Here is a 19,072-nt window from a genome sequence, read left to right on the forward strand (position 1 = left end):
ACTAGAGTCGCTTTCTGTGACAGAGTCAACGCCGCGCCTGCTGCTGCTCGACGGGCATTCGCTCGCATATCGGGCGTTCTACGCCCTGCCCGTGGAAAACTTCTCGACGGCCACGGGGCAGCCGACCAACGCGGTCTTCGGCTTCACGTCGATGCTGATCAACATGCTGCGCGACGAGCGGCCCACGCACATCATCGTGTCGTTCGACGTGTCACGGCAGTCCTTCCGGACCGAGAAGTACGCGGAGTACAAGGCCGGCCGCTCGGAGACCCCGGCGCCGTTCCAGGGCCAGGTGAGCCTGGTCAAGGAGGTGCTCGACGCGCTGCGCATCCCGATCGTGGAAAAGCCGGGCTACGAGGCCGACGACGTGATCGGCACGCTCACCAAGCAGGCCCGCGCGGCCGGCATGGAGGTGGTGATCAGCACCGGCGACCGCGACGCGTTCCAGCTTGTCGACGAGCACGTGACGGTGCTCTACCCGGTGCGCGGCGTGTCCGAGGTCTGGCGGATGGACCCGGCCGCGGTCGAGGCGAAGTATTTCGTGCCTCCCACGCAGTACCGGGACAAGGCCGCGCTGGTCGGCGAGACCAGCGACAACCTGCCGGGCGTGCCGGGCGTGGGGGACAAGACGGCCGCCAAGTGGATCAAGGAGTACGGCGGTCTTGAGGGCGTCATCGCCAGCGCCGACAAGATCAAGGGCAAGGCCGGCGACAACCTGCGTGCCCACCTGGCCGACGTCATGCGCAACTACGAGATCAACCAGCTCGTCTGCGACCTCGAGCTGCCGCTCCGCCCCGAGGACGCCCGCTGGCCCGGATGGGACCGTGAGGCGGTGCACCAGGTCTTCGACGCGCTGGAGTTCCGGGTGCTGCGCGAGCGGCTGTACCAGTACCTGGAGGCCGTCGAGCCGGAGGCCGAGGCGGGGTTCGAGCTCGACGGCTCGGTCCTGTCCGGCGGCGAGGTGTCCGGCTGGCTGGAGTCGTATGCGCCGGTGGGTACCCCGCTCGGCGTCGCGGTCGCCGGGCGGTTCGGCCGCGGCACCGGCGAGCTGACCGGCGTAGCGCTGGCCAATGCGGAGGGCCAGGCCGCCTGGTTCGACCCGGCCGAGCTGGACGAGGGCGACGAGGCCGCGGTGGGCGCCTGGCTCGCCGACACCAAGCGCCCCAAGGTCGTCCACGACAGCAAGCCGGCGCTGCTCGCGTTCCGCGCGCGTGGCTGGGAGCTGCGCGGCGTCACTCGCGACACCGCGATCGCCGCCTACCTCGCCCGCCCCGACCAGCGGACGTATGACCTGACCGACCTGGCCCTGCGCTACCTGCACCGCGAGCTCAGGGTCGACGCGCCGGACAACGGCCAGCTCACGCTCGAAGGGCTCGGCGACGGCGGCGAGGCGGTCGAGCAAAACCTCATGCTCCGCGCCCGCGCCACGCTCGACCTCGCCGACGCGGTCGACGCCGAGCTGTCCCGGGACGGCGAGCTGTCCGCGCGGCTGATGGCCGACGTGGAGCTGCCGCTCGTCGAGGTGCTCGCCGAGATGGAGCGCACCGGCATCACCGCCGACACCGACTACCTGTCCGACCTGGAGAGCGGGTTCGCCGCCGAGGTGAAGGCGGCGGCCCAGGCGGCGTATGGGGTGGTGGGCCGCGAGTTCAACCTCGGGTCGCCCAAGCAGCTACAGGAGATCCTCTTCGGCGAGCTCGACCTGCCCAAGACCAAGCGCATCAAGAGTGGGTACACGACGGACGCCGACGCGCTGCAAGGCCTCTTCGCGCAGACCGGGCACCCGCTGCTGGAGCACCTGTTGCGGCACCGCGACGTGGCCAAGCTCAAGTCCACCGTGGACGGTCTGCTCAAGTCGGTCTCCGACGACGGGCGCATCCACACGACGTACTTCCAGACGGTCGCCGCCACCGGGCGCCTCTCGTCCACCGACCCCAACCTGCAGAACATCCCGATCCGCACAGAGGAGGGCCGCCGCATCCGGCGGGCGTTCGTGGTGGGCTCGGGATACGAGTGCCTGATGAGCGCCGACTACAGCCAGATCGAGATGCGCATCATGGCCGACCTGTCCAAGGACGAGGCGCTGATCCAGGCGTTCAACTCCGGCGCCGACTTCCACGCCGCCACGGCCTCGTCGGTCTTCAGCCTCCCGATCGAGGACGTCACCGCCGACCACCGCCGCAAGATCAAGGCGATGAACTACGGCCTGGCGTACGGGCTGTCGGTCTACGGCCTCTCCCAGCAGCTCACGATCCCGACCGACGAGGCCCGGGCGCTGATGGACGAGTACTTCGAGCGCTTCGGCGGCGTCCGCGACTACCTCCAGGCGGTCGTGGGGCAGGCCCGGCAGGACGGGTACACGCAGACGATCCTGGGCCGGCGGCGCTACCTGCCCGACCTGATCCACGACAACCGCCAGCGCCGCGAGATGGCCGAGCGGATGGCCCTCAACGCCCCGATCCAGGGCTCGGCCGCCGACATCATCAAGGTCGCCATGCTCCACGTCGACCGTGCGATCCGCGAGGAGGGGCTGCGGTCGCGGATGCTCCTCCAGGTCCACGACGAGCTTGTCTTCGAGGTGGCCCAGGGCGAGCGCGAGACGATGGAGACGCTGGTCCGCCGCGAGATGGGCAACGCCCACCCGCTGTCGGTGCCGCTGGAGGTCTCGGTCGGCGTCGGCAGCGACTGGAATAGCGCCGACCACTGACCCACGGGCATCACGGTGTAAGTGGCATGTTTCCGCTTCGCCCTAATTTCTCCGGTCTGCGTATCTATGGTGAGGAGATCTAAAGGAGGAAGCGAGGAAGTCATGGCCACAACAAGCGCGGCCCGCGGCACGTGGGCGGTCGGCGGGCTCGTCTTCGCCGCCACCATGATGATCCTGTTGGGGATCTGGGAGATCTTCGTCGGCATCGCCGCGATCGTCAACGACAACTTCTTCGTCGTCGGCCCCAACTACACCTACAACCTCAACACCACGGCCTGGGGCTGGGCCCATCTCGTCCTGGGCGCACTCGTCGTCCTGGCGGGGTTTTCCCTCTTCACCGGGGCCACCTGGGCCAGGGCGGTCGGCATCACCCTGGCCGCGCTCGTGGCGATCAACAACTTCATCTTCCTGCCGTACTACCCGCTCTGGTCGCTGGTGATGATCGCGCTCGCCGTGTTCGTCGTCTGGGCGATGGCCACCGCGCGGGTCGACCGGTACCGCGGCTCGGGCACCAGCGAGCGGGGCGGCTACTACAGCGAAGTCCGTGGCGAACCCCGCCCGGCGCCGGACCGGTGGCCCAGCAACCGTGCGCAGGCCGGCCAGCACCGCAGCGACCAGCCGGCGTCCACCGACGGGATGCCGGCGAGCGACGCCGAGCAGGTCGGCCAGCGCCCGCCGACGGGCCGCTAGCGCAGGTATTACGGCCGTTCGCAGCTGAAGATCGCGGTACCCGGGATGACGCGGCCGCGCAGCGGGCTCCAGCCGCCCCACGTGCCCTCGTTCTCCGCGGGCCACTCCGGCTCCACGAGGTCGACCAGCCGCAGGCCGGCTGCGACGATGGAGCGGACCCAGTCGCCGACGGTGCGGTGGTGCTCCACGTAGGTGGCCACGCCCTTGTCGTTCTGCTCGACGTAGGCGCGGCGGTCGAAGTACGAGTCCACGGCGACGAGGCCGCGCTCGCCCGGGTCATCCAGAAATGACCAGCGCAGCGGGTGGGTGGCGGAGAAGACGAAGCGACCGCCCGGGCGGAGTACCCGGGCTACCTCGCGAAGGACGACGGTCGCGTCTTCGACGAACGGGAGTGCCCCGTACGCCGAGCACGCGAGGTCGAACTCCCCGGTGCGGAACGGGAGCCGCTGGGCGTCCGCCTGTACCACCGGCAGGGCGGTGCCGACCCTGGCGTCGAGGCGATGGGAGTGGACCAGCTGGCCCCAGGACAGGTCCAACCCGACGACCTGGGCGCCCTGTGATGTGAGCCACCGCCCGCACTGGCCGGCGCCGCAGCCGATCTCCAGGATCCGCCGGCCGGCGACGGGGCCGAGAAGGTGGACATCCGCCTCGTTGAGGCCTTCGGGACCCCAGACGAAACTGGCGTCACCGAGAAACTCCCCGTGCTCGGCCTGGTAGGAGTCGGCCTCGCCGTCCCACCAGCGCCGGTTGGCGTGCGTGGTCTCATCAGCGCCCGCCGACCTTCTGGCGGCCTCGATGACGGTACTCTCGATCACCCCGTCATTCTGGCCCCAGCGGCGTACACCCCAGCGGTCGCCCCGGCGGGTTGGTCCGGAACGCCGGAACTACTCGCGAGTGGGACATTGTGGGCGATTGGCGACACGAGTACATCTGGCCCCGCCAGGGCTTGCACGCTGTGGTAATGCGCACGGTAAGCTAGTCGATGCACTCGCGGATTGTGACCTCGGCAGGGAGCAGGTCCGCGGTCGACGGGCACATCTTGCATGCATCGATATTGGCTGGGTATCGAGAAGAGTGAGCTTGTGCCTGGCGGCGGGTCCGTGGGTGCAGCAGGTTCCCGCGACACCATCCGTTCGGAGCAACAGTCCACATGACGAGCAGCATCGAGGCCACCTCGAGCGCCAACAAGGTCACCGTCGACGACCTCGGTTCTGAGGAAGCGTTCCTCGCCGCGATCGACGAGACCATCAAGTACTTCAACGACGGCGACATTGTCGAAGGCACCGTCGTCAAGGTCGATCGGGACGAGGTCCTGCTCGACATCGGCTACAAGACCGAGGGCGTCATCCCCTCGCGCGAGTTGTCGATTAAGCATGACGTGGACCCCGCTGAGGTGGTGTCGGTCGGTGACCACATCGAGGCCCTGGTTCTCCAGAAGGAGGACAAAGAGGGCCGCCTGATCCTCTCGAAGAAGCGGGCGCAGTACGAGCGCGCCTGGGGCACCATCGAGAAGATCAAGGACGAGGACGGTGTCGTGCGCGGCTCCGTCATCGAGGTGGTCAAGGGCGGCCTGATCCTCGACATCGGGCTGCGCGGCTTCCTGCCGGCTTCGCTGGTGGAGATGCGGCGCGTGCGCGACCTGCAGCCGTATGTGGGCCGTGAGCTCGAGGCGAAGATCATCGAGCTGGACAAAAACCGCAACAACGTCGTCCTGTCCCGCCGGGCGTGGCTGGAGCAGACGCAGTCCGAGGTGCGCACCGAGTTCCTCAACAAGCTCCAGAAGGGCCAGGTCCGCAAGGGCGTCGTGTCCTCGATCGTCAACTTCGGCGCGTTCGTCGACCTTGGCGGTGTGGACGGCCTGGTGCACGTCTCCGAGCTGTCCTGGAAGCACATCGACCACCCGTCCGAGGTCGTCGAGGTGGGCCAGGAGGTGGAGGTCGAGGTCCTCGACGTCGACCTCGACCGCGAGCGGGTCTCGCTGTCGCTGAAGGCGACGCAGGAGGACCCGTGGCGGCAGTTCGCCCGCACCCACGCGATCCAGCAGATCGTGCCGGGCAAGGTGACCAAGCTTGTGCCGTTCGGCGCGTTCGTCCGGGTCGACGACGGCATCGAGGGCTTGGTCCACATCTCCGAGCTGGCCGAGCGCCACGTGGAGATCCCGGAGCAGGTGGTGCAGGTCGGCTCCGACGTGATGGTCAAGGTCATCGACATCGACCTGGAGCGCCGGCGGATCTCGCTGTCGCTCAAGCAGGCCAACGAGGGCTTCGTCGAGGGCGAGGAGCACTTCGACCCGACGCAGTACGGTATGGCCGCGACCTACGACACCGAGGGCAACTACATCTACCCGGAGGGCTTCGACCCGGAGACGGGCGAGTGGCTCGAGGGCTTCGACAAGCAGCGTGAGGAGTGGGAGCGGCAGTACGCCGAGGCCCGCCAGCGCTGGGAGGCCCACACCAAGCAGGTGCAGACGGCGCGTGCCGCCGACCTCGACGCCGCCGCGGCGCCCGCTCCCACGGGTGGCCCGGGCGGCGGCGGTGCCGCGCAGGCCACGGCCGCGCCGTCCCGCCAGGCCGAGGAGCCCGCGGGCACCCTGGCCACGGACGAGGCGCTCGCCGCTCTGCGCGAGAAGCTGGCCGGCGGCAAGTAAGGAACGACCGGAGGACCGGCCCCGTCGCGCTCACGCGCGGCGGGGCCGGTTTTTGCGTACTCAGCAGCGGTCGCGTGCGCCGCGCGGGGCGGCCGGGATGGAAGACTGAGGCTGTGCTGCTGATCGGGCTTACCGGGGGGATCGGGGCGGGCAAGAGCGCCGTCGCCACCCGCCTCGCCGCGCGGGGTGCGACCGTCGTCGACTCGGACCGGCTGGCGCGGGAGGTCGTCGCACCGGGTACCGACGGGCTGGCCGAGGTTGTCGCGGAGTTCGGCTCGGGGGTGCTCGGGGCGGACGGCGCTCTGGACCGGCCGGCGCTCGGCGCGCGCGTGTTCGGCGACGACGCGGCCCGCCGGCGGCTGGAGGCGATCATCCACCCCCGGGTACGCCAGCGCACCGCTGAGCTGGTCGCCGCCGCGGCGCCCGACACGGTCGTCGTCAACGACGTGCCGCTGCTGGTGGAGGTGGGGCTCGCGCCGACGTACCACCTCGTGATCGTGGTCGACGCGGCCGAGGCCACCCGCGTGGAGCGCCTGGTGCGGACCCGGGGGATGACGCCCGAGCAGGCGGACGCGCGGATCCGCGCCCAGGCCGGCGACGCCGAGCGGCGCGCGGCCGCCGACTCGCTGCTGCGCAACGACTCGACGCTGGCCGACCTTCAGACGCGGGTGGACGCGCTGTGGCACGAGCGGCTGGCGCCCTACGAGCAGAACGTCCGGCACCAGCGGGTCTCCTGCCCGGGCGCGTCGACGTCGCCGGAGGACTACCCGCGCGTCGCCGCCCGCCTGCGCCACGTGCTCGGCACCGACAAGGTGACCCTCGACGGCGGCGTGGTGCGTGTCGAGAGCGACCGGGTGGACGCGCTGGGCCCGGCCGGCTTCCCGCCGCTGGACGACGGCCGTGGGTGGGGGAGCGCCGACCCGGGGCGCCCGACCCGGATCATGGCCGGCTGAGCATCGGTACGTCCTCCGGCGTGATGTCGAGCTGGGCCAACGCCCCGGTCCGCGTACGCAGCTCCAGCCTCCGCAGCACCCCGGTGCGGTCCATCCAGTAGCGCATCAGGGCCGCGCCGCGGGCACCGCCGACCTCGGCGCCCTTCGCGATCTCGTACACGTTGACCGGCCCGCCGGCCAGCGTGTCCCTGCGCAGCCACACCGCCGACTCGCGGAGCGCCTCCGGGTCGTCCTCGCCGGTGCCGCTGACCGCGAGCGCCTCGTTGACCAGCAGGTCGAGGTCGAGCCCGCCGATCGCGTCGCCCCGCGCGGCCCACGGAATCGTCTCCCAGTCGCCCTCCGGCGGAGGGAGTGGGGGCAGCTTCCCGGCGGTGAAGCCGTCGTGCCGCACGGTCACGCCGGTGGCGGTGGCCCGCATGAGGACGCGCTCGTCCCTCTTGTCCATGTCGTACGCGCCGATGTAGGCCACGGCGTAGCGCCAGTCCAGCCACCCGTTCGCGAGCAGCATGCCGGCGGGCAGCATCGGCACGGTGAGCGTGATCCGGCCGCCGCCCGCGGCCCGGTTGCGCTGTGGCATGAGCGCGAGCGCCTCGGCCTCGTCGTCGGTGAGCGGGCGGGGCTTGGTGGTACGCCCGCCGAGCGCGTCGATCGCGGGGATCTCCGGCCGCTCCTCGCGGGTGAGGTCCACCTTGACCGGAAAGTCCTTGCTCAGCAACGCCTCGAACCTGTGCAGCCGCCCGTCGCCGTCCAGCCAGTACCGCACCGCGCCGCCCATCGCGGCCAGCGAGTTGGGCCCGGGCGTGGGGGAGGCAGGCCCGGTCGCGCTGGTCGTCGGCGAGGTGCTCGGGCTGAGCGTCGGCGCGAGCTGTGGCGGGACGGCCGGGCCGAGCAGCACGTCCACCGTCTTGTCGGCGATGCGGTCGGTGCCGAGCCAGCGCGAATCGCTCCGCGCCAGGAGGTCGGCCACGGCTCCTGACTGATCAGCGGGCTTGTCGCTTGCGATCGCGAAGAGCAGCGCGACGAACGAGTCGATCGGCGCCGGGTGGGTGGCGGTCGCGGTCGAGGGCCGTACCCGCCAATCTTTTGCCGGCGGCCGCTCCGGCGGAAGGCCGGCGTCCGCGCGGCCCGGCCTTGTCGCGATGATCCCGGGTACGGCCTGGAGCAGCCCGTCGTCCGGGCCCGGCGCGGGCGCTGTGGCGGCGAGGTAAGTGAGCGGCCGCCGCCAGTCGATCCAGCCCGCCAGCTTGATCTCGGCGCCCGGCTTGCCCAGCGAGGCGCGCACGCCGACCCGCCCGTCCTCGAAGTTGCGGGCGCGCATGCCGGCCAGCCGCTGCGCCTCGGTCGCCGACAGTGGACGGGCCGCCACCGACTTGTCGACCGGGGTGCAGGAGACGAGGCCGGTGGTGAGCCCCGCGGCCGAGCCGGCGGCGACGCAGACCAGGGCGGCGAGCGCGATGATCCGTCGCCGTTCGAAGCTTGCATTCACGCGTGGTTGAACGCGCTGCCGCCGGATGGGTGACGTGTACGCCGCGGGCTGTTGCCGTAATGAGTTGGGGCGCTCGCGGCGGCCGGTCAGCGCGTCATGCGCGACCGCGTCGGGTGCGCTCACCGGCGAGCTGCCGGGGCTGCGACCCTGCGCCGGGCTGATCGGCCGGTGTGGAGGCCCGATCGTGTGTCCCGGTCGGCCGCCGCGAGCGGCCTACTCATAAGACGGTAGCGTGGTGATCTTTTCCACACAACGCCAATATCGAAGTTGATCGCATGTGCGAAAGGCACAAGCGGCGGGTTGTCACACCCAGGGTTCTGATGCTGCGCTCCTCGGACCGGACGTTGTCGGACCCGCGGCGTACGGTTTAGCGCATGGGTCTCGACATCCCGCGACTCGACGGCCGCTTCCAGGTCGTCAGCGACTACACGCCTTCCGGCGACCAGCCGACGGCCATCGACGATCTTGAGCGTCGGGTGCGCCGTGGCGACCGCCACACGGTGCTGATGGGCGCCACCGGCACGGGCAAGAGCGCGACCACCGCCTGGCTGGTCGAGCGGATGCAGCGGCCCACGCTGGTGCTCGCCCACAACAAGACGCTGTGTGCGCAGCTCGCCAAGGAGTTCCGGGAGCTGATGCCCAACAACGCGGTGGAGTACTTCGTCTCGTACTACGACTACTACCAGCCCGAGGCGTATATCCCGCAGACAGACACGTACATCGAGAAGGACTCCTCGGTCAACGAGGAGGTGGAGCGGCTGCGCCACTCGGCGACGATGTCGCTGCTCACCCGCCGCGATGTGATCGTGGTGGCCACCGTCTCGGCGATCTACGGCCTGGGCACCCCGTCGGAGTACCTGGACCGGTCCGTCCGGGTCCGCGTCGGCGAGGAGATCGACCGCGACAAGCTGCTGCGCCGCCTCGTCGACATCCAGTACACGCGCAACGACATGTCGTTCAGCCGCGGCACGTTCCGGGTGCGCGGCGACACGCTCGAGATCATCCCGGCGTATGAGGAGCTGGCCGTCCGGGTCGAGCTCTTCGGCGACGAGGTGGAGAAGCTCTACTACCTGCATCCGCTCACCGGTGACGTGGTCAAGGAGGTCGACCAGCTGCTCATCTTCCCGGCCACCCACTACACGGCCGGGCCGGAGCGGATGGAGCGGGCGCTGCGCGGGATCGAGGCCGAGCTCGCCGAGCGGCTGGCCGAGCTGGAGGGGCAGGGCAAGCTGCTGGAGGCGCAGCGGCTGCGCATGCGCACCACGTATGACGTGGAGATGATGCGCCAGGTCGGCTTCTGCAACGGCATCGAAAACTACTCGATGCACATCGACGGCCGGTCGCACGGGGATCCGCCGCACTGCCTCATCGACTACTTCCCGGACGACTTCATGACCGTGATCGACGAGTCGCACCAGACGATCCCGCAGATCGGCGCGATGTACGAGGGGGACGCCTCGCGCAAGCGCCTGCTGGTCGAGCACGGCTTCCGGCTGCCCAGCGCGGCTGACAACCGGCCGCTGCGGTTCGACGAGTTCCTGGAGCGGGTGGGGCAGATGGTGTTCCTGTCCGCGACGCCGGGCCCATGGGAGCTTCAGCACTCCGGCGGCGAGTTCGTGGAGCAGGTGATCCGCCCGACCGGCCTCGTCGACCCCGAGATCATGATCAAGCCGACCAAGGGCCAGATCGACGACCTCATGCACGAGATCCAGCTGCGCACCGAGCGCGACGAGCGTGTGCTGGTCACGACGCTGACCAAGAAAATGTCCGAGGACCTCACCGACTACCTGCTCGAGCACGGCATCCGCGTGCGGTACCTGCACTCCGAAGTGGACACGCTGCGCCGGGTCGAGCTGTTGCGCGAGCTGCGCAAGGGCGACTACGACGTGCTCGTCGGCATCAACCTGCTGCGCGAGGGCCTTGACCTGCCCGAGGTGTCGCTCGTCGCGATCCTCGACGCGGACAAGGAGGGCTTCCTGCGCAGCGGTACTTCGCTGATCCAGACCATCGGCCGCGCCGCGCGAAACGTCTCCGGCCAGGTGCACATGTACGCCGACAAGATCACGCCGTCGATGGCCACCGCGATCGACGAGACAAACCGGCGGCGGGCCAAGCAGGTGGCGTACAACGAGGCGCACGGCATCTCGCCCGAGCCGCTCCGCAAGAAGATCCACGACATCCTCGACGACATCTACCGCGAGGCCGACGACACCGAAGGCGTGATCGGCGGCTCGGGGCGGCAGATGACGCGAGGCAAGGCGCCGGTGCCGCAGACCCGTTCGCGGGGCAAGGCGGCCACCCCGTCCCGCGAGGGCATGGCCCGCGCCGACCTGGCGCAGCTCATCCAGGACCTCAACGACCAGATGCTGGCCGCCGCGCGCGAGCTTCAGTTCGAGCTGGCCGCCAGGATCCGCGACGAGGTCGCCGAGCTGAAGAAGGAGCTGCGCGGGATGGACGCGGCCGGGGTGAAGTAGGCGGCCGGAAATGCAGGCGCGCACCGGGCTCGATGCCCCGTAGGGTCATGGGGTGCGCGACGGTGAGCTGACCTGGGGCCCGCTGGGCGGTGACGGTGACCGGGAGGCGGTGGCCGGGTTGGCCGGGCGGTGCCACGCGGTGGACGGCGGCATGTCTGAGGTCACCATCAGCCGGTTCGCGGCCGACGGCGTTGTCACGACCGGCGGCCGCACGGCAACGGGGGTGCTGGTCGCGGCCGCCGCCGTCCGCCCACTCTCGCCCGGCGCGGCGCACATCGGCCTCGTCGACCCCGCCCACCGGGGCCACGGCATCGGCGGCACGCTGCTCGACTGGGGCCTCGACGCGGCGGCCGCCGTCGATACCGGCGCGAGCGGTGTGACGGTGGAGACCGAGGCGCTGACCGAGGCGGCCGAGCGGTTGTTCGCAAGCCGGGGATTGCGGCAGGTCTTCGCCGAGGACGTGATGCGCTTCGACCTCGCCACGGCCGAGCCGCCGGCCGCGCCGCTCCCGCCGGAGCTGGCGCCGCACGAGTGGACGCCCGACCTCGCCGGCCGCTTCTTCGTCACGTACGACGCCGCCTTCCGCGACCGGCCCGGCTTTCCCGGCTGGCCGGCCGAGCGGTGGGTCGCGTGGACCGCCGGCGACGAGGAGTTTCGTCCACAGTGGTCGTTGCTGGCCACGGGCCCGGACGGCGACGCTGGCTTCGTCACCTGCGCCGAGGGCTGGATCGTCCAGGTCGGCGTGGTGCCGTCGTGGCGTGGCCGGGGCGTCGGCGGCGCGCTGGTGGCCGAGGCGCTGCGGCGGATGCGAGCCGGCGGCGCCCGCCAGGTGCTCCTCGACGTCAACGTGGACAACCCCGCCGGCCGCCTCTACACCCGGCTCGGGTTTACGACGCTGGGCCGCCGGGCGAAGTTTCAGGCCTCGCGGTGAGCGCCTCGTACGCCTCGGCGTAGCGCTCGGCCGCCGCGTCCACCCCGGCCCGGTCGCCGGTGGCCAGCAGGTCGAGCAGCAGGCCGCGCATCACCGCCACGCCCAGCCGCGCGTCGGCCCGGGCCACCGCCTCGGGCACGCCCCGGGCTTTGGCGAACTCCACCGCCGGCTCCAGCCACGACTCCACGATCCCGTCGAGCAGCGGTAGCGCGTGGGTGCGGCCCTGGAGCGCCTGCCCGTACACCTCGAAGAACAGCCGCTCGTGCGGCGCCAGTGCCGGGTCGGCGAAGCGCCGCCACATCCGCCGGATCGCGTCGCCCGGGGTGACCGCCTCGTCCAGCCCCAGGTCGGCGAAGGCCTCCCGCTGGCGCCGCTCGACCGCCCGGATGACCTCGACGAGCAGGCCCTCCTTGGAGCCGAAGTGGTAGATGAGCATGCGGTGGCTGGTGCCGAGGGCGGCCGCGAGCTGGCGCAGGCTCAGGTCGCTGAGGCCGTGCGCGGCGAGGTGGTCGATGGCGGCGTCGAGGAGGCGCTGCCGCGGATCGGGCATGTACCATATGGTACATGCGTGTGCAGGACATCGATGTGACGGCGCGCTCGCGAGCGGACGCCGATGTGGTGTACCGGCTGCTTGTCGACGGCGCGACCTGGCCCACGTGGTCGGGCCTGGGCTCGTTCGCGCTCGAGCGCGCGGACGCGGCGGGCGGTGAGGGCGTGGGGGCAATCCGGGTCTTCCGGACATGGCCGTTCACCAACCGCGAGGAGGTCGTCGAGGCGGTCCCGGGCCGCCGGTTCAGTTACCGGCTGCTGTCGGGCATGGCGCTCGTCAACTACCGCGCCGACGTCGACCTCACCCCGGACGGCGACGGGACGCTCATCCGGTGGCATTCCACCTTCACGGCGAAGCGCCCGTGGATGGGCGGCTTCTACCGGGGCTTCCTCGGCTCGTTCATCAAGGGTTGCGCGAGTGGCCTGGCCGAGGCGGCCGCGAAAGATCCCGCCGCCCGGGGTGGTGCGCCCGCCGGCGCGGGCGAGTGAGGATCAGGCCGGTACGTCGGTGAAGTGCTCGACCACCGGGGGCGCCGCGAAGTACGGCCCGATCAGCGAGCGCCACGTCGTGAAGCGCTCGCTCTCCCGGAAGTTCTCCACGTGCGCCTCGATCGAGTCCCACTCCACCAGGAGTACGAAGCGGGACGGCGACTCGACGCCGCGGGTCATCCGGACCGACTGGCAGCCCGGCGTACTGGACAGGACGCTGTGGCCCTTCGCGTACGCGGCCGCGAAGTCGTCCTCCTGACCTGGGTTGACGCTGATCAATGCGACTTCGAGAACCATGATCGGAGCTTACCGTGCCTAGCCTCCTAGGAAGGTGGAGCGCGTGTGCTAGGAGGCGCATTACACAGGGGGTGGGTGTGCCAAAACGCGGTCCCATGGTGGATGATGGAGGCCGTAGGAGGGGAGTATTCCCCCGCGACTTTGTCGTCAACACGGTCGTCACCGGTCCACCCGGCTGAGGGCCCGGCATCGTCGGTCGCCAGTCCATCGGGGGATCCGGGGGCGGCGGAAGAGACCTCCGACAGAGTTCACATCGCTTCGTCCACTGACGGGGCGATGTCGTATGTCTGCCGGAGGTTTCCTTGGACGTGTCCGCTGCGGTGTGGGTTGTCACCCTCGTCGTTCTCGGCGCGGTGCTCGCCGTCGATCTGCTGATCATCGGCCGCCGCCCGCACGAGCCCAGCATCAAAGAGTCCAGCATCTGGGTGAGCTTCTACGTCGCCTTGGCGCTGATCTTCGGTGTCGGCGTCTGGGTCACCAGCGGCGGCACGATCGCGGGCGAGTTCTACGCAGGCTGGCTCACGGAGTACAGCCTGTCGGTGGACAACCTCTTCGTCTTCGTGATCATCATGAGCCGCTTCGCGGTGCCCCGGAAGTTCCAGCAGGAAGTGCTGCTCATCGGCATCATCCTGGCGCTGGTGATGCGGGGTGGCTTCATCGCGGCGGGCGCGGCGTTGATCTCCCAGTTCGCCTGGGTGTTCTACATCTTCGGGGCGTTCCTGATCTACACGGCGATCAACCTCGCCCGCTCGGGCGAGATGGACGCCGCGGACTACAAGGAAAACGTCGTCATCCGGTACGCGCGGCGGGCGCTGCGGGTCTCCACCGACTACGGCACCGGCCGCTTCACGACGACCGGCGCCGACGGGCGGCGCATGTTCACGCCGCTGCTGCTCGTGATGATCGCGATCGGCACGACCGACCTCATCTTCGCGCTCGACTCGATTCCGGCGATCTTCGGTATCACCGACGAGCCGTACCTGGTCTTCACCGCCAACGTGTTCGCGCTGATGGGGCTCCGCCAGCTGTACTTCCTGCTCGGCGGCCTGCTGGAGCGCCTCGTCTACCTGTCGCTGGGCCTGGCCATCATCCTCGGCTTCATCGGTGTGAAGCTGGTGCTCGAGGCGCTCGCGGACAACAACGTGCCGTTCATCAACGGCGGGGAGCACGTGAGCTGGGCGCCGCACATCCCGATCTGGCTGTCGCTGACCGTCATCATCGGCACGCTGATCATCGCGACGGTGGCGAGCCTGATCAAGTCGTCCCGCGACAGCAAGAAAGAGCTAGTCAGCGCGGACCACTGACCACGCGGTGGGTCGCCACCAGCGTGGCGGCCCGCTCGGGTGGCATCGGCTCCTCGACCACGTGCCGCTGCTGGTAGCAGGCGTGCAGCAGGTGCCCCTGATCGGCCACGAAGCCCACGTGGTGCACGGGGCGGCCGGGGCGGGCGAAAAAATGCAGGTCACCCGGCTGCTCCGCGCCGGGCGGCACCGGCTCCGTGGCGTGCGCCTGGTCGCTCGCGTCCCGGGGGAGGCACACACCGAAGCGCCGCCACGCCAGGTGCACCAGCCCGGAGCAGTCGATGCCCTGGCCGGACATGCCGCCCCACAGGTACGCGGCGGCGCGCAGCCGGCGGGCCAGCGCCAGCACGTCCACGGCGGTCGCCGAAGCGGGCAAGGGGGCGACCGACCCGGGAGGAGCCCACAGCGGGCGGTCCTGGCCCGGCACATGTACGGGTTGGCAGCCGTCGACCGGGTCGCCGGCTGAGGCGAGCCGGGTGCCGAGCACCACCCCGGGCAGCACGACCTGACCGCCGGGCCGGTCCCGCAGAGCCGTCGTCACCGCGTCCACGACGTGCGAGGGCTCGGGGAGGAGCCGTAGGCGAGCTGGGTCGCGGGCAGCCATCCCGGGTAGCCGCGCGGGTCGAGGCGCGCCGCCGGCTGCTCGACCGCTACGACGCGGGCCCAGCCGTCCGGCCGTACCTCCTCGACAAGCACCCGCTCGCCCAGCAACAGCTGGCTGACGACATCGTCATTGAAGGGAGCGGACCACAGCGTCGCGAGCCCGGTCGCCACGAAACCAACTGCCGGTTCAGCTGCCATCCGTGGATATTATCTTCAGCACCCCGAGCCCGGGAGCCGCCGGCAGCACGACTTCAGCGCGCTCGTACCGGATGCCGCCCTCGACCGGCGACGAGGCAAGCCACCACGCGGCGTCGAGGTCGGAGACGGCCGTGGTGCCGTACCCGGCGACGAGGCTCGCGGCCGCCCCGATGCCCACCTCGGTCTCCATCATCGAGCCGACGACGGTGCCCATCCCATGCGCGGCGGCCAGCTCCAGCAGCGTGCGCGCGGGGCCGAGGCCGCCGCACTTGGCGAGCTTCACGTTGACCAGGTCGGCGGCCCGCCGGCGGATCACCTCGACGAGGTCGCGCACCCCGTACACCGACTCGTCGGCCAGGATCGGCAGCGACACCCGCTCGCTGACCCAGGCCAGCCCTTCCAGGTCCCACGCCGGCACCGGCTGCTCGACGAGCTCGACGTCCAGCCCCGCGTCCTCAATGCCCCGGATCACCCGCACCGCCTCGCGCGGCGTCCACCCCTGGTTGGCGTCGAGCCGGATGCGCGCCTCGGGTCCGGCGGCCGCGCGCACCTCCCGTACCCGCGAAATGTCGCCCGCGGCATCGAGCCCCACCTTGAGCTTGAGCACCGCGAACCCCTCGGCCACCCGGGCCTGGGCCGCCGCGGCGAGGGCGCCGGCCTCGCCGGCGGCGAGCGTGACGTCCGTCGGGACGCGCGGCGCCGTCCCACCCAGAAAACGCGCCAGGGGTACGCCGAGCCGGCGCGCGACAAGGTCGTGCAGCGCGGTGTCGACGGCGGCCTTCGCGGCCTCGTTGCCGGCGACCGCACCGGCCACCTCGGCCAGCCGCGCCTGGAGGTCGTCGGGGTCGCGGCCGGTGAGCAGCGGCGCGAGGATCTGGCGCACGCACGCCTCGCTGCCCGGCACCGAGGCGCCGGTGACCTGCCACACCTGGGGCGCCTCGCCGAAGCCGGACCGCCCGTCCGCATCGACGATCTCGACGAGCAGCGTCTCGACGGTGGTCGCCCGGCGCAGCGCGGTCACGAACGGCGTGTGCAGCGGCGCCGAGACGCGGTGCGTGCGGATCTCCGCGATCATCGGTGCGCCCAGGCGGCGGCGGAGACGCGTGCGATCAGCCGACACGCGCCGGCGTCCGGCAGGTCGGTGGTGGTGCAGACGGCGATCGCGTACGGCGGTGCGTCGTCCGGGAAGACCACGCCGGCGCCGTGCCGTACGCGGTCGACCCAGCCGTTCTTGTGCGCGATGCGGGTGCCGGGCGGCAGGCCGGCGGCGAGGTCCTCGGTGCGCTCCTGGCGCAGCAGCGTGTCCACCATCGCGTCCGGCGGGCCGAGCGCGCCGGTCACGATCGCGGTGAGTAGGGCGGCCAGGTCGGCGGCGGTGACGATGTTGTCCAGGCCGGCCTCGCGGGCCGCGTAGTCCTCGATGCCGCGCGTGGTCGTGCTGTGCCGCGCCCCGGCCAGGGCCCACACCTCGGCGACCGCGTCCAGCCCGACGTGGCCGAGCAGGATGTTGGTGGCGAGGTTGCTCGACCTGGTGATCATGCGCTCGGCCAGCCAGCCGAGCGGCGCGGTGTGGCCGAGCCGCTCCCACACCCGCATGTCGCTGTCGTACTCGCGGGTGCAGCCGAACATCCCGCTCGACGCCGAGCGGAAGACGTTGTGCACGGGTACCTCGGCGTGGAGGTCAACGCCGGAGCGGTGCAGCGCCGCGAGCACGGCGACCTTCATCGTGCTCGCGGCGTAGTGCGTCGTGTCCGGGAGGTGCGTGTACCGCGCCGGCCCGGCCAGCGGTCCGATGTGGACCGAGACGGTGCCCGGGACGCCGTCGAGCAAGCTATCCAGCATGCTTGCGCCGGGCGGTCTCCCGGGCGCGCTGGGTGGCGTCGAGCGTGACCTTGCGCAGCCGTACCGCCACCGGTGTCACCTCCACGCACTCGTCCTCGCGGCAGAACTCCAGCGCCTGTTCCAACGAGAGCTTGCGCGGCGGGATCACCTTCTCCGTCTCCTCGGAGGTGGAGGCGCGCATGTTGGTGAGCTTCTTCTCCTTGGTGATGTTGACGTCCATGTCGTCGGAGCGGGAGTTTTCCCCGACGATCATGCCCTCGTACACCTCCGTGGCCGGCTCGACGAACAGCGTGCCCCGCTCCTGGAGGTTGAGCATCGCGAACGCGGTGACCGCGCCGGTCCGGTCGGCGACGAGCGACCCGGTGTTGCGGGTGCGCAGCTCGCCGGCCCACGGCTCGTACGACTCGAAGACGTGGTGCAGGATGCCGGTGCCCCGGGTGTCGGTGAGGAACTCGGTGCGGAAGCCGATCAGTCCACGCGCCGGGACGAGCCACTCCATCCGGATCCAGCCGGTGCCGTGGTTGACCAGCTGCTCCATGCGGCCCTTACGGGTGGCGAGGAGCTGGGTGATCGCGCCCAGGTACTCGTCCGGGGAGTCGATGGTGAGGCGCTCCACCGGCTCGTACGTCTTGCCGTCGACCACCCGGGTCACCACCTGGGGCTTGCCGACGGTCAGCTCGTACTGCTCGCGGCGCATCTGCTCGACCAGGATGGCGAGCGCCAGCTCACCGCGGCCCTGTACCTCCCAGGCGTCCGGGCGGTCGGTGGCGATGACGCGGAGCGAGACGTTGCCGATCAGCTCGCGGTCGAGTCGGTCCTTGACCATGCGCGCGGTGACCTTGGCACCCTTCACCCGGCCGACCAGCGGCGAGCTGTTGGTGCCGATCGTCATCGAGATGGCCGGCTCGTCGACGGTGATGCGGGGGAGCGGGATCGGGTTTTCCGGGTCCGCGAGCGTGTCGCCGATCATGATGTCCGGGATGCCGGCGACGGCGATGATGTCGCCCGGCCCGGCCTCGTCGGCCGGCTTGCGCTCCAGGCCGTCGGTCATGAGCAGCTCGGAGATGCGCACCTTCTCCTCGGCGCCGCCCTCGCGGCACCAGGTCACCGTCTGCCCCTTGCGGATCGTGCCCTCCCGCACCCGGCACAGCGCGAGGCGGCCGAGGAACGGGGACGCGTCGAGGTTGGTGACGTGCGCCTGGAGCGGTGCAGCCTCGTCATACGCCGGGGCGGGGATCGTGTCGAGCAGCGTCTGGAAGAGCGGCTGGAGGTCGGGCGAGTCGGGCATCGCGCCGTCGCCTGGCTGCTTGAGGGAGGCGAGGCCGTCGCGGGCGCACGCGTACACGATCGGGAACTCGATCTGGGTCTCGTCGGCGTCGAGGTCGAGGAAGAGCTCGTAGGTGTCGTCGACCACCTCCTTGATCCGCGCGTCCGGCCGGTCGACCTTGTTGATCACCAGGATGATCGGCATCCGGGCCTTGAGGGCCTTGCGCAGCACGAAGCGGGTCTGCGGCAGCGGCCCCTCGCTCGCGTCGACGAGCAGCACCACGCCGTCGACCATCGTGAGGCCGCGCTCGACCTCGCCACCGAAGTCGGCGTGCCCTGGGGTATCGATGATGTTGATGGTGACCGGGTCGCCCTCGGCGGGGACGTAGCGGACGGCCGTGTTCTTGGCCAGGATCGTGATGCCCTTTTCCCGCTCGAGGTCCATCGAGTCCATCACCCGGTCGGCCACCTCGCCCCGGGTGTGGAGGGCCCCGGCCTGCCGCAGCATGGCGTCGACCAGGGTCGTCTTGCCGTGGTCGACGTGGGCGATGATTGCGACGTTACGGAGGTCAGAGCGGGTCTGCATACCGTCCATTGTCCCGTGCTTGTGAGGAAGCTGAGGAGCCGGGGTTAACCCCC

At 70.8% G+C, this 19,072-nt stretch carries 16 protein-coding genes and 1 pseudogene; 8 read left to right on the forward strand and 9 right to left on the reverse strand.

What is annotated here, in order from left to right; all coding sequences use genetic code 11:
* Window positions 1-16 precede the first annotated feature (16 nt).
* Both polA and Pflav_RS43070 read left to right on the forward strand, forming a co-directional pair.
* Entirely contained in the window at window positions 17-2,707 is a 2,691-nt protein-coding gene (polA, locus tag Pflav_RS02385; RefSeq protein WP_173033387.1) for a DNA polymerase I, read from the forward strand.
* 102 nt (window positions 2,708-2,809) lie between these two features.
* Entirely contained in the window at window positions 2,810-3,397 is a 588-nt protein-coding gene (locus Pflav_RS43070) for a DUF7144 family membrane protein (RefSeq protein ID WP_197937844.1), read from the forward strand.
* Window positions 3,398-3,405: 8 nt separating this feature from the next.
* Here Pflav_RS43070 and Pflav_RS02395 read toward each other — a convergent pair whose 3' ends face one another.
* The gene (locus Pflav_RS02395) at window positions 3,406-4,209 is read right to left on the reverse strand and encodes a class I SAM-dependent methyltransferase (protein ID WP_232072598.1); all 804 of its coding nucleotides are present in this window, start codon (window positions 4,207-4,209) and stop codon (window positions 3,406-3,408) included.
* 338 nt (window positions 4,210-4,547) lie between these two features.
* Between Pflav_RS02395 and rpsA the strand changes: the two genes are divergently transcribed.
* Together rpsA and coaE are read left to right on the forward strand one after the other, a co-directional pair.
* Window positions 4,548-6,044 (forward strand): 30S ribosomal protein S1, encoded by a 1,497-nt coding sequence (gene rpsA, locus Pflav_RS02400; protein WP_173033389.1) that lies wholly within the window; start codon window positions 4,548-4,550, stop codon window positions 6,042-6,044.
* A 113-nt stretch (window positions 6,045-6,157) separates the two neighbouring features.
* Window positions 6,158-6,847, forward strand: a pseudogene (gene coaE / locus Pflav_RS02405) (dephospho-CoA kinase); the annotation flags it as partial.
* Window positions 6,848-6,983: 136 nt separating this feature from the next.
* Here coaE and Pflav_RS02410 read toward each other — a convergent pair.
* Window positions 6,984-8,606 (reverse strand): hypothetical protein, encoded by a 1,623-nt coding sequence (locus tag Pflav_RS02410; RefSeq protein ID WP_173033393.1) that lies wholly within the window; start codon window positions 8,604-8,606, stop codon window positions 6,984-6,986.
* Between the two features lie 251 nt (window positions 8,607-8,857).
* Here Pflav_RS02410 and uvrB point away from each other — a divergent pair, with 251 nt between their 5' ends.
* Window positions 8,858-10,957 carry an excinuclease ABC subunit UvrB gene (gene uvrB / locus Pflav_RS02415; RefSeq protein WP_173033395.1) on the forward strand — a complete coding sequence of 700 codons (2,100 nt, stop codon included), beginning with the start codon at window positions 8,858-8,860 and terminating at the stop codon, window positions 10,955-10,957.
* A gap of 52 nt (window positions 10,958-11,009) precedes the next feature.
* Window positions 11,010-11,888, forward strand: a complete 879-nt coding sequence (locus Pflav_RS02420; protein WP_173033397.1) for a GNAT family N-acetyltransferase — start codon at window positions 11,010-11,012, stop codon at window positions 11,886-11,888.
* On the opposite strand, the gene Pflav_RS02425 is transcribed toward Pflav_RS02420, so the two are convergent.
* On the reverse strand, window positions 11,845-12,438 hold the full coding sequence (locus tag Pflav_RS02425) for a TetR/AcrR family transcriptional regulator (RefSeq protein ID WP_173033399.1): 594 nt from the start codon (window positions 12,436-12,438) through the stop codon (window positions 11,845-11,847). The two genes, Pflav_RS02420 and Pflav_RS02425, sit on opposite strands and share 44 nt — an antisense overlap.
* A gap of 14 nt (window positions 12,439-12,452) precedes the next feature.
* Here Pflav_RS02425 and Pflav_RS02430 point away from each other — a divergent pair, with 14 nt between their 5' ends.
* Window positions 12,453-12,926 (forward strand): SRPBCC family protein, encoded by a 474-nt coding sequence (locus Pflav_RS02430; protein WP_173033401.1) that lies wholly within the window; start codon window positions 12,453-12,455, stop codon window positions 12,924-12,926.
* Between the two features lie 3 nt (window positions 12,927-12,929).
* Here the strand turns inward: Pflav_RS02430 and Pflav_RS02435 are convergent, their stop codons facing one another.
* Window positions 12,930-13,223 (reverse strand): antibiotic biosynthesis monooxygenase family protein, encoded by a 294-nt coding sequence (locus tag Pflav_RS02435; protein ID WP_173033403.1) that lies wholly within the window; start codon window positions 13,221-13,223, stop codon window positions 12,930-12,932.
* A gap of 302 nt (window positions 13,224-13,525) precedes the next feature.
* Between Pflav_RS02435 and Pflav_RS02440 the strand changes: the two genes are divergently transcribed.
* On the forward strand, window positions 13,526-14,527 hold the full coding sequence (locus tag Pflav_RS02440) for a TerC family protein (protein WP_173033405.1): 1,002 nt from the start codon (window positions 13,526-13,528) through the stop codon (window positions 14,525-14,527).
* Here the strand turns inward: Pflav_RS02440 and Pflav_RS02445 are convergent.
* From Pflav_RS02445 to typA, 5 genes are read right to left on the reverse strand one after another with little or no spacing between them, the layout of a single operon-like run.
* Complete coding sequence (locus tag Pflav_RS02445) at window positions 14,511-15,065, reverse strand: C40 family peptidase (protein ID WP_232070936.1); 555 nt, start codon at window positions 15,063-15,065, stop codon at window positions 14,511-14,513. The genes Pflav_RS02440 and Pflav_RS02445 overlap by 17 nt on opposite strands.
* Window positions 15,062-15,325 carry a hypothetical protein gene (locus Pflav_RS44665; RefSeq protein ID WP_232070937.1) on the reverse strand — a complete coding sequence of 88 codons (264 nt, stop codon included), beginning with the start codon at window positions 15,323-15,325 and terminating at the stop codon, window positions 15,062-15,064. The genes Pflav_RS02445 and Pflav_RS44665 overlap by 4 nt, the downstream gene beginning before the upstream one ends.
* The gene (locus Pflav_RS02450) at window positions 15,315-16,400 is read right to left on the reverse strand and encodes a mandelate racemase/muconate lactonizing enzyme family protein (RefSeq protein ID WP_173033407.1); all 1,086 of its coding nucleotides are present in this window, start codon (window positions 16,398-16,400) and stop codon (window positions 15,315-15,317) included. The genes Pflav_RS44665 and Pflav_RS02450 overlap by 11 nt, the downstream gene beginning before the upstream one ends.
* A complete protein-coding gene (locus Pflav_RS02455; protein ID WP_173033409.1) occupies window positions 16,397-17,167 on the reverse strand; it encodes a serine hydrolase in 771 nt (256 codons plus the stop codon). The genes Pflav_RS02450 and Pflav_RS02455 overlap by 4 nt, the downstream gene beginning before the upstream one ends.
* Window positions 17,157-19,019 carry a translational GTPase TypA gene (gene typA / locus Pflav_RS02460; protein ID WP_173033411.1) on the reverse strand — a complete coding sequence of 621 codons (1,863 nt, stop codon included), beginning with the start codon at window positions 19,017-19,019 and terminating at the stop codon, window positions 17,157-17,159. Before typA ends, Pflav_RS02455 begins: the two co-directional genes overlap by 11 nt.
* Window positions 19,020-19,072: the final 53 nt, after the last annotated feature.

Origin of the sequence: Phytohabitans flavus, assembly GCF_011764545.1 — a bacterium.
Taxonomy (GTDB): domain Bacteria; phylum Actinomycetota; class Actinomycetes; order Mycobacteriales; family Micromonosporaceae; genus Phytohabitans; species Phytohabitans flavus.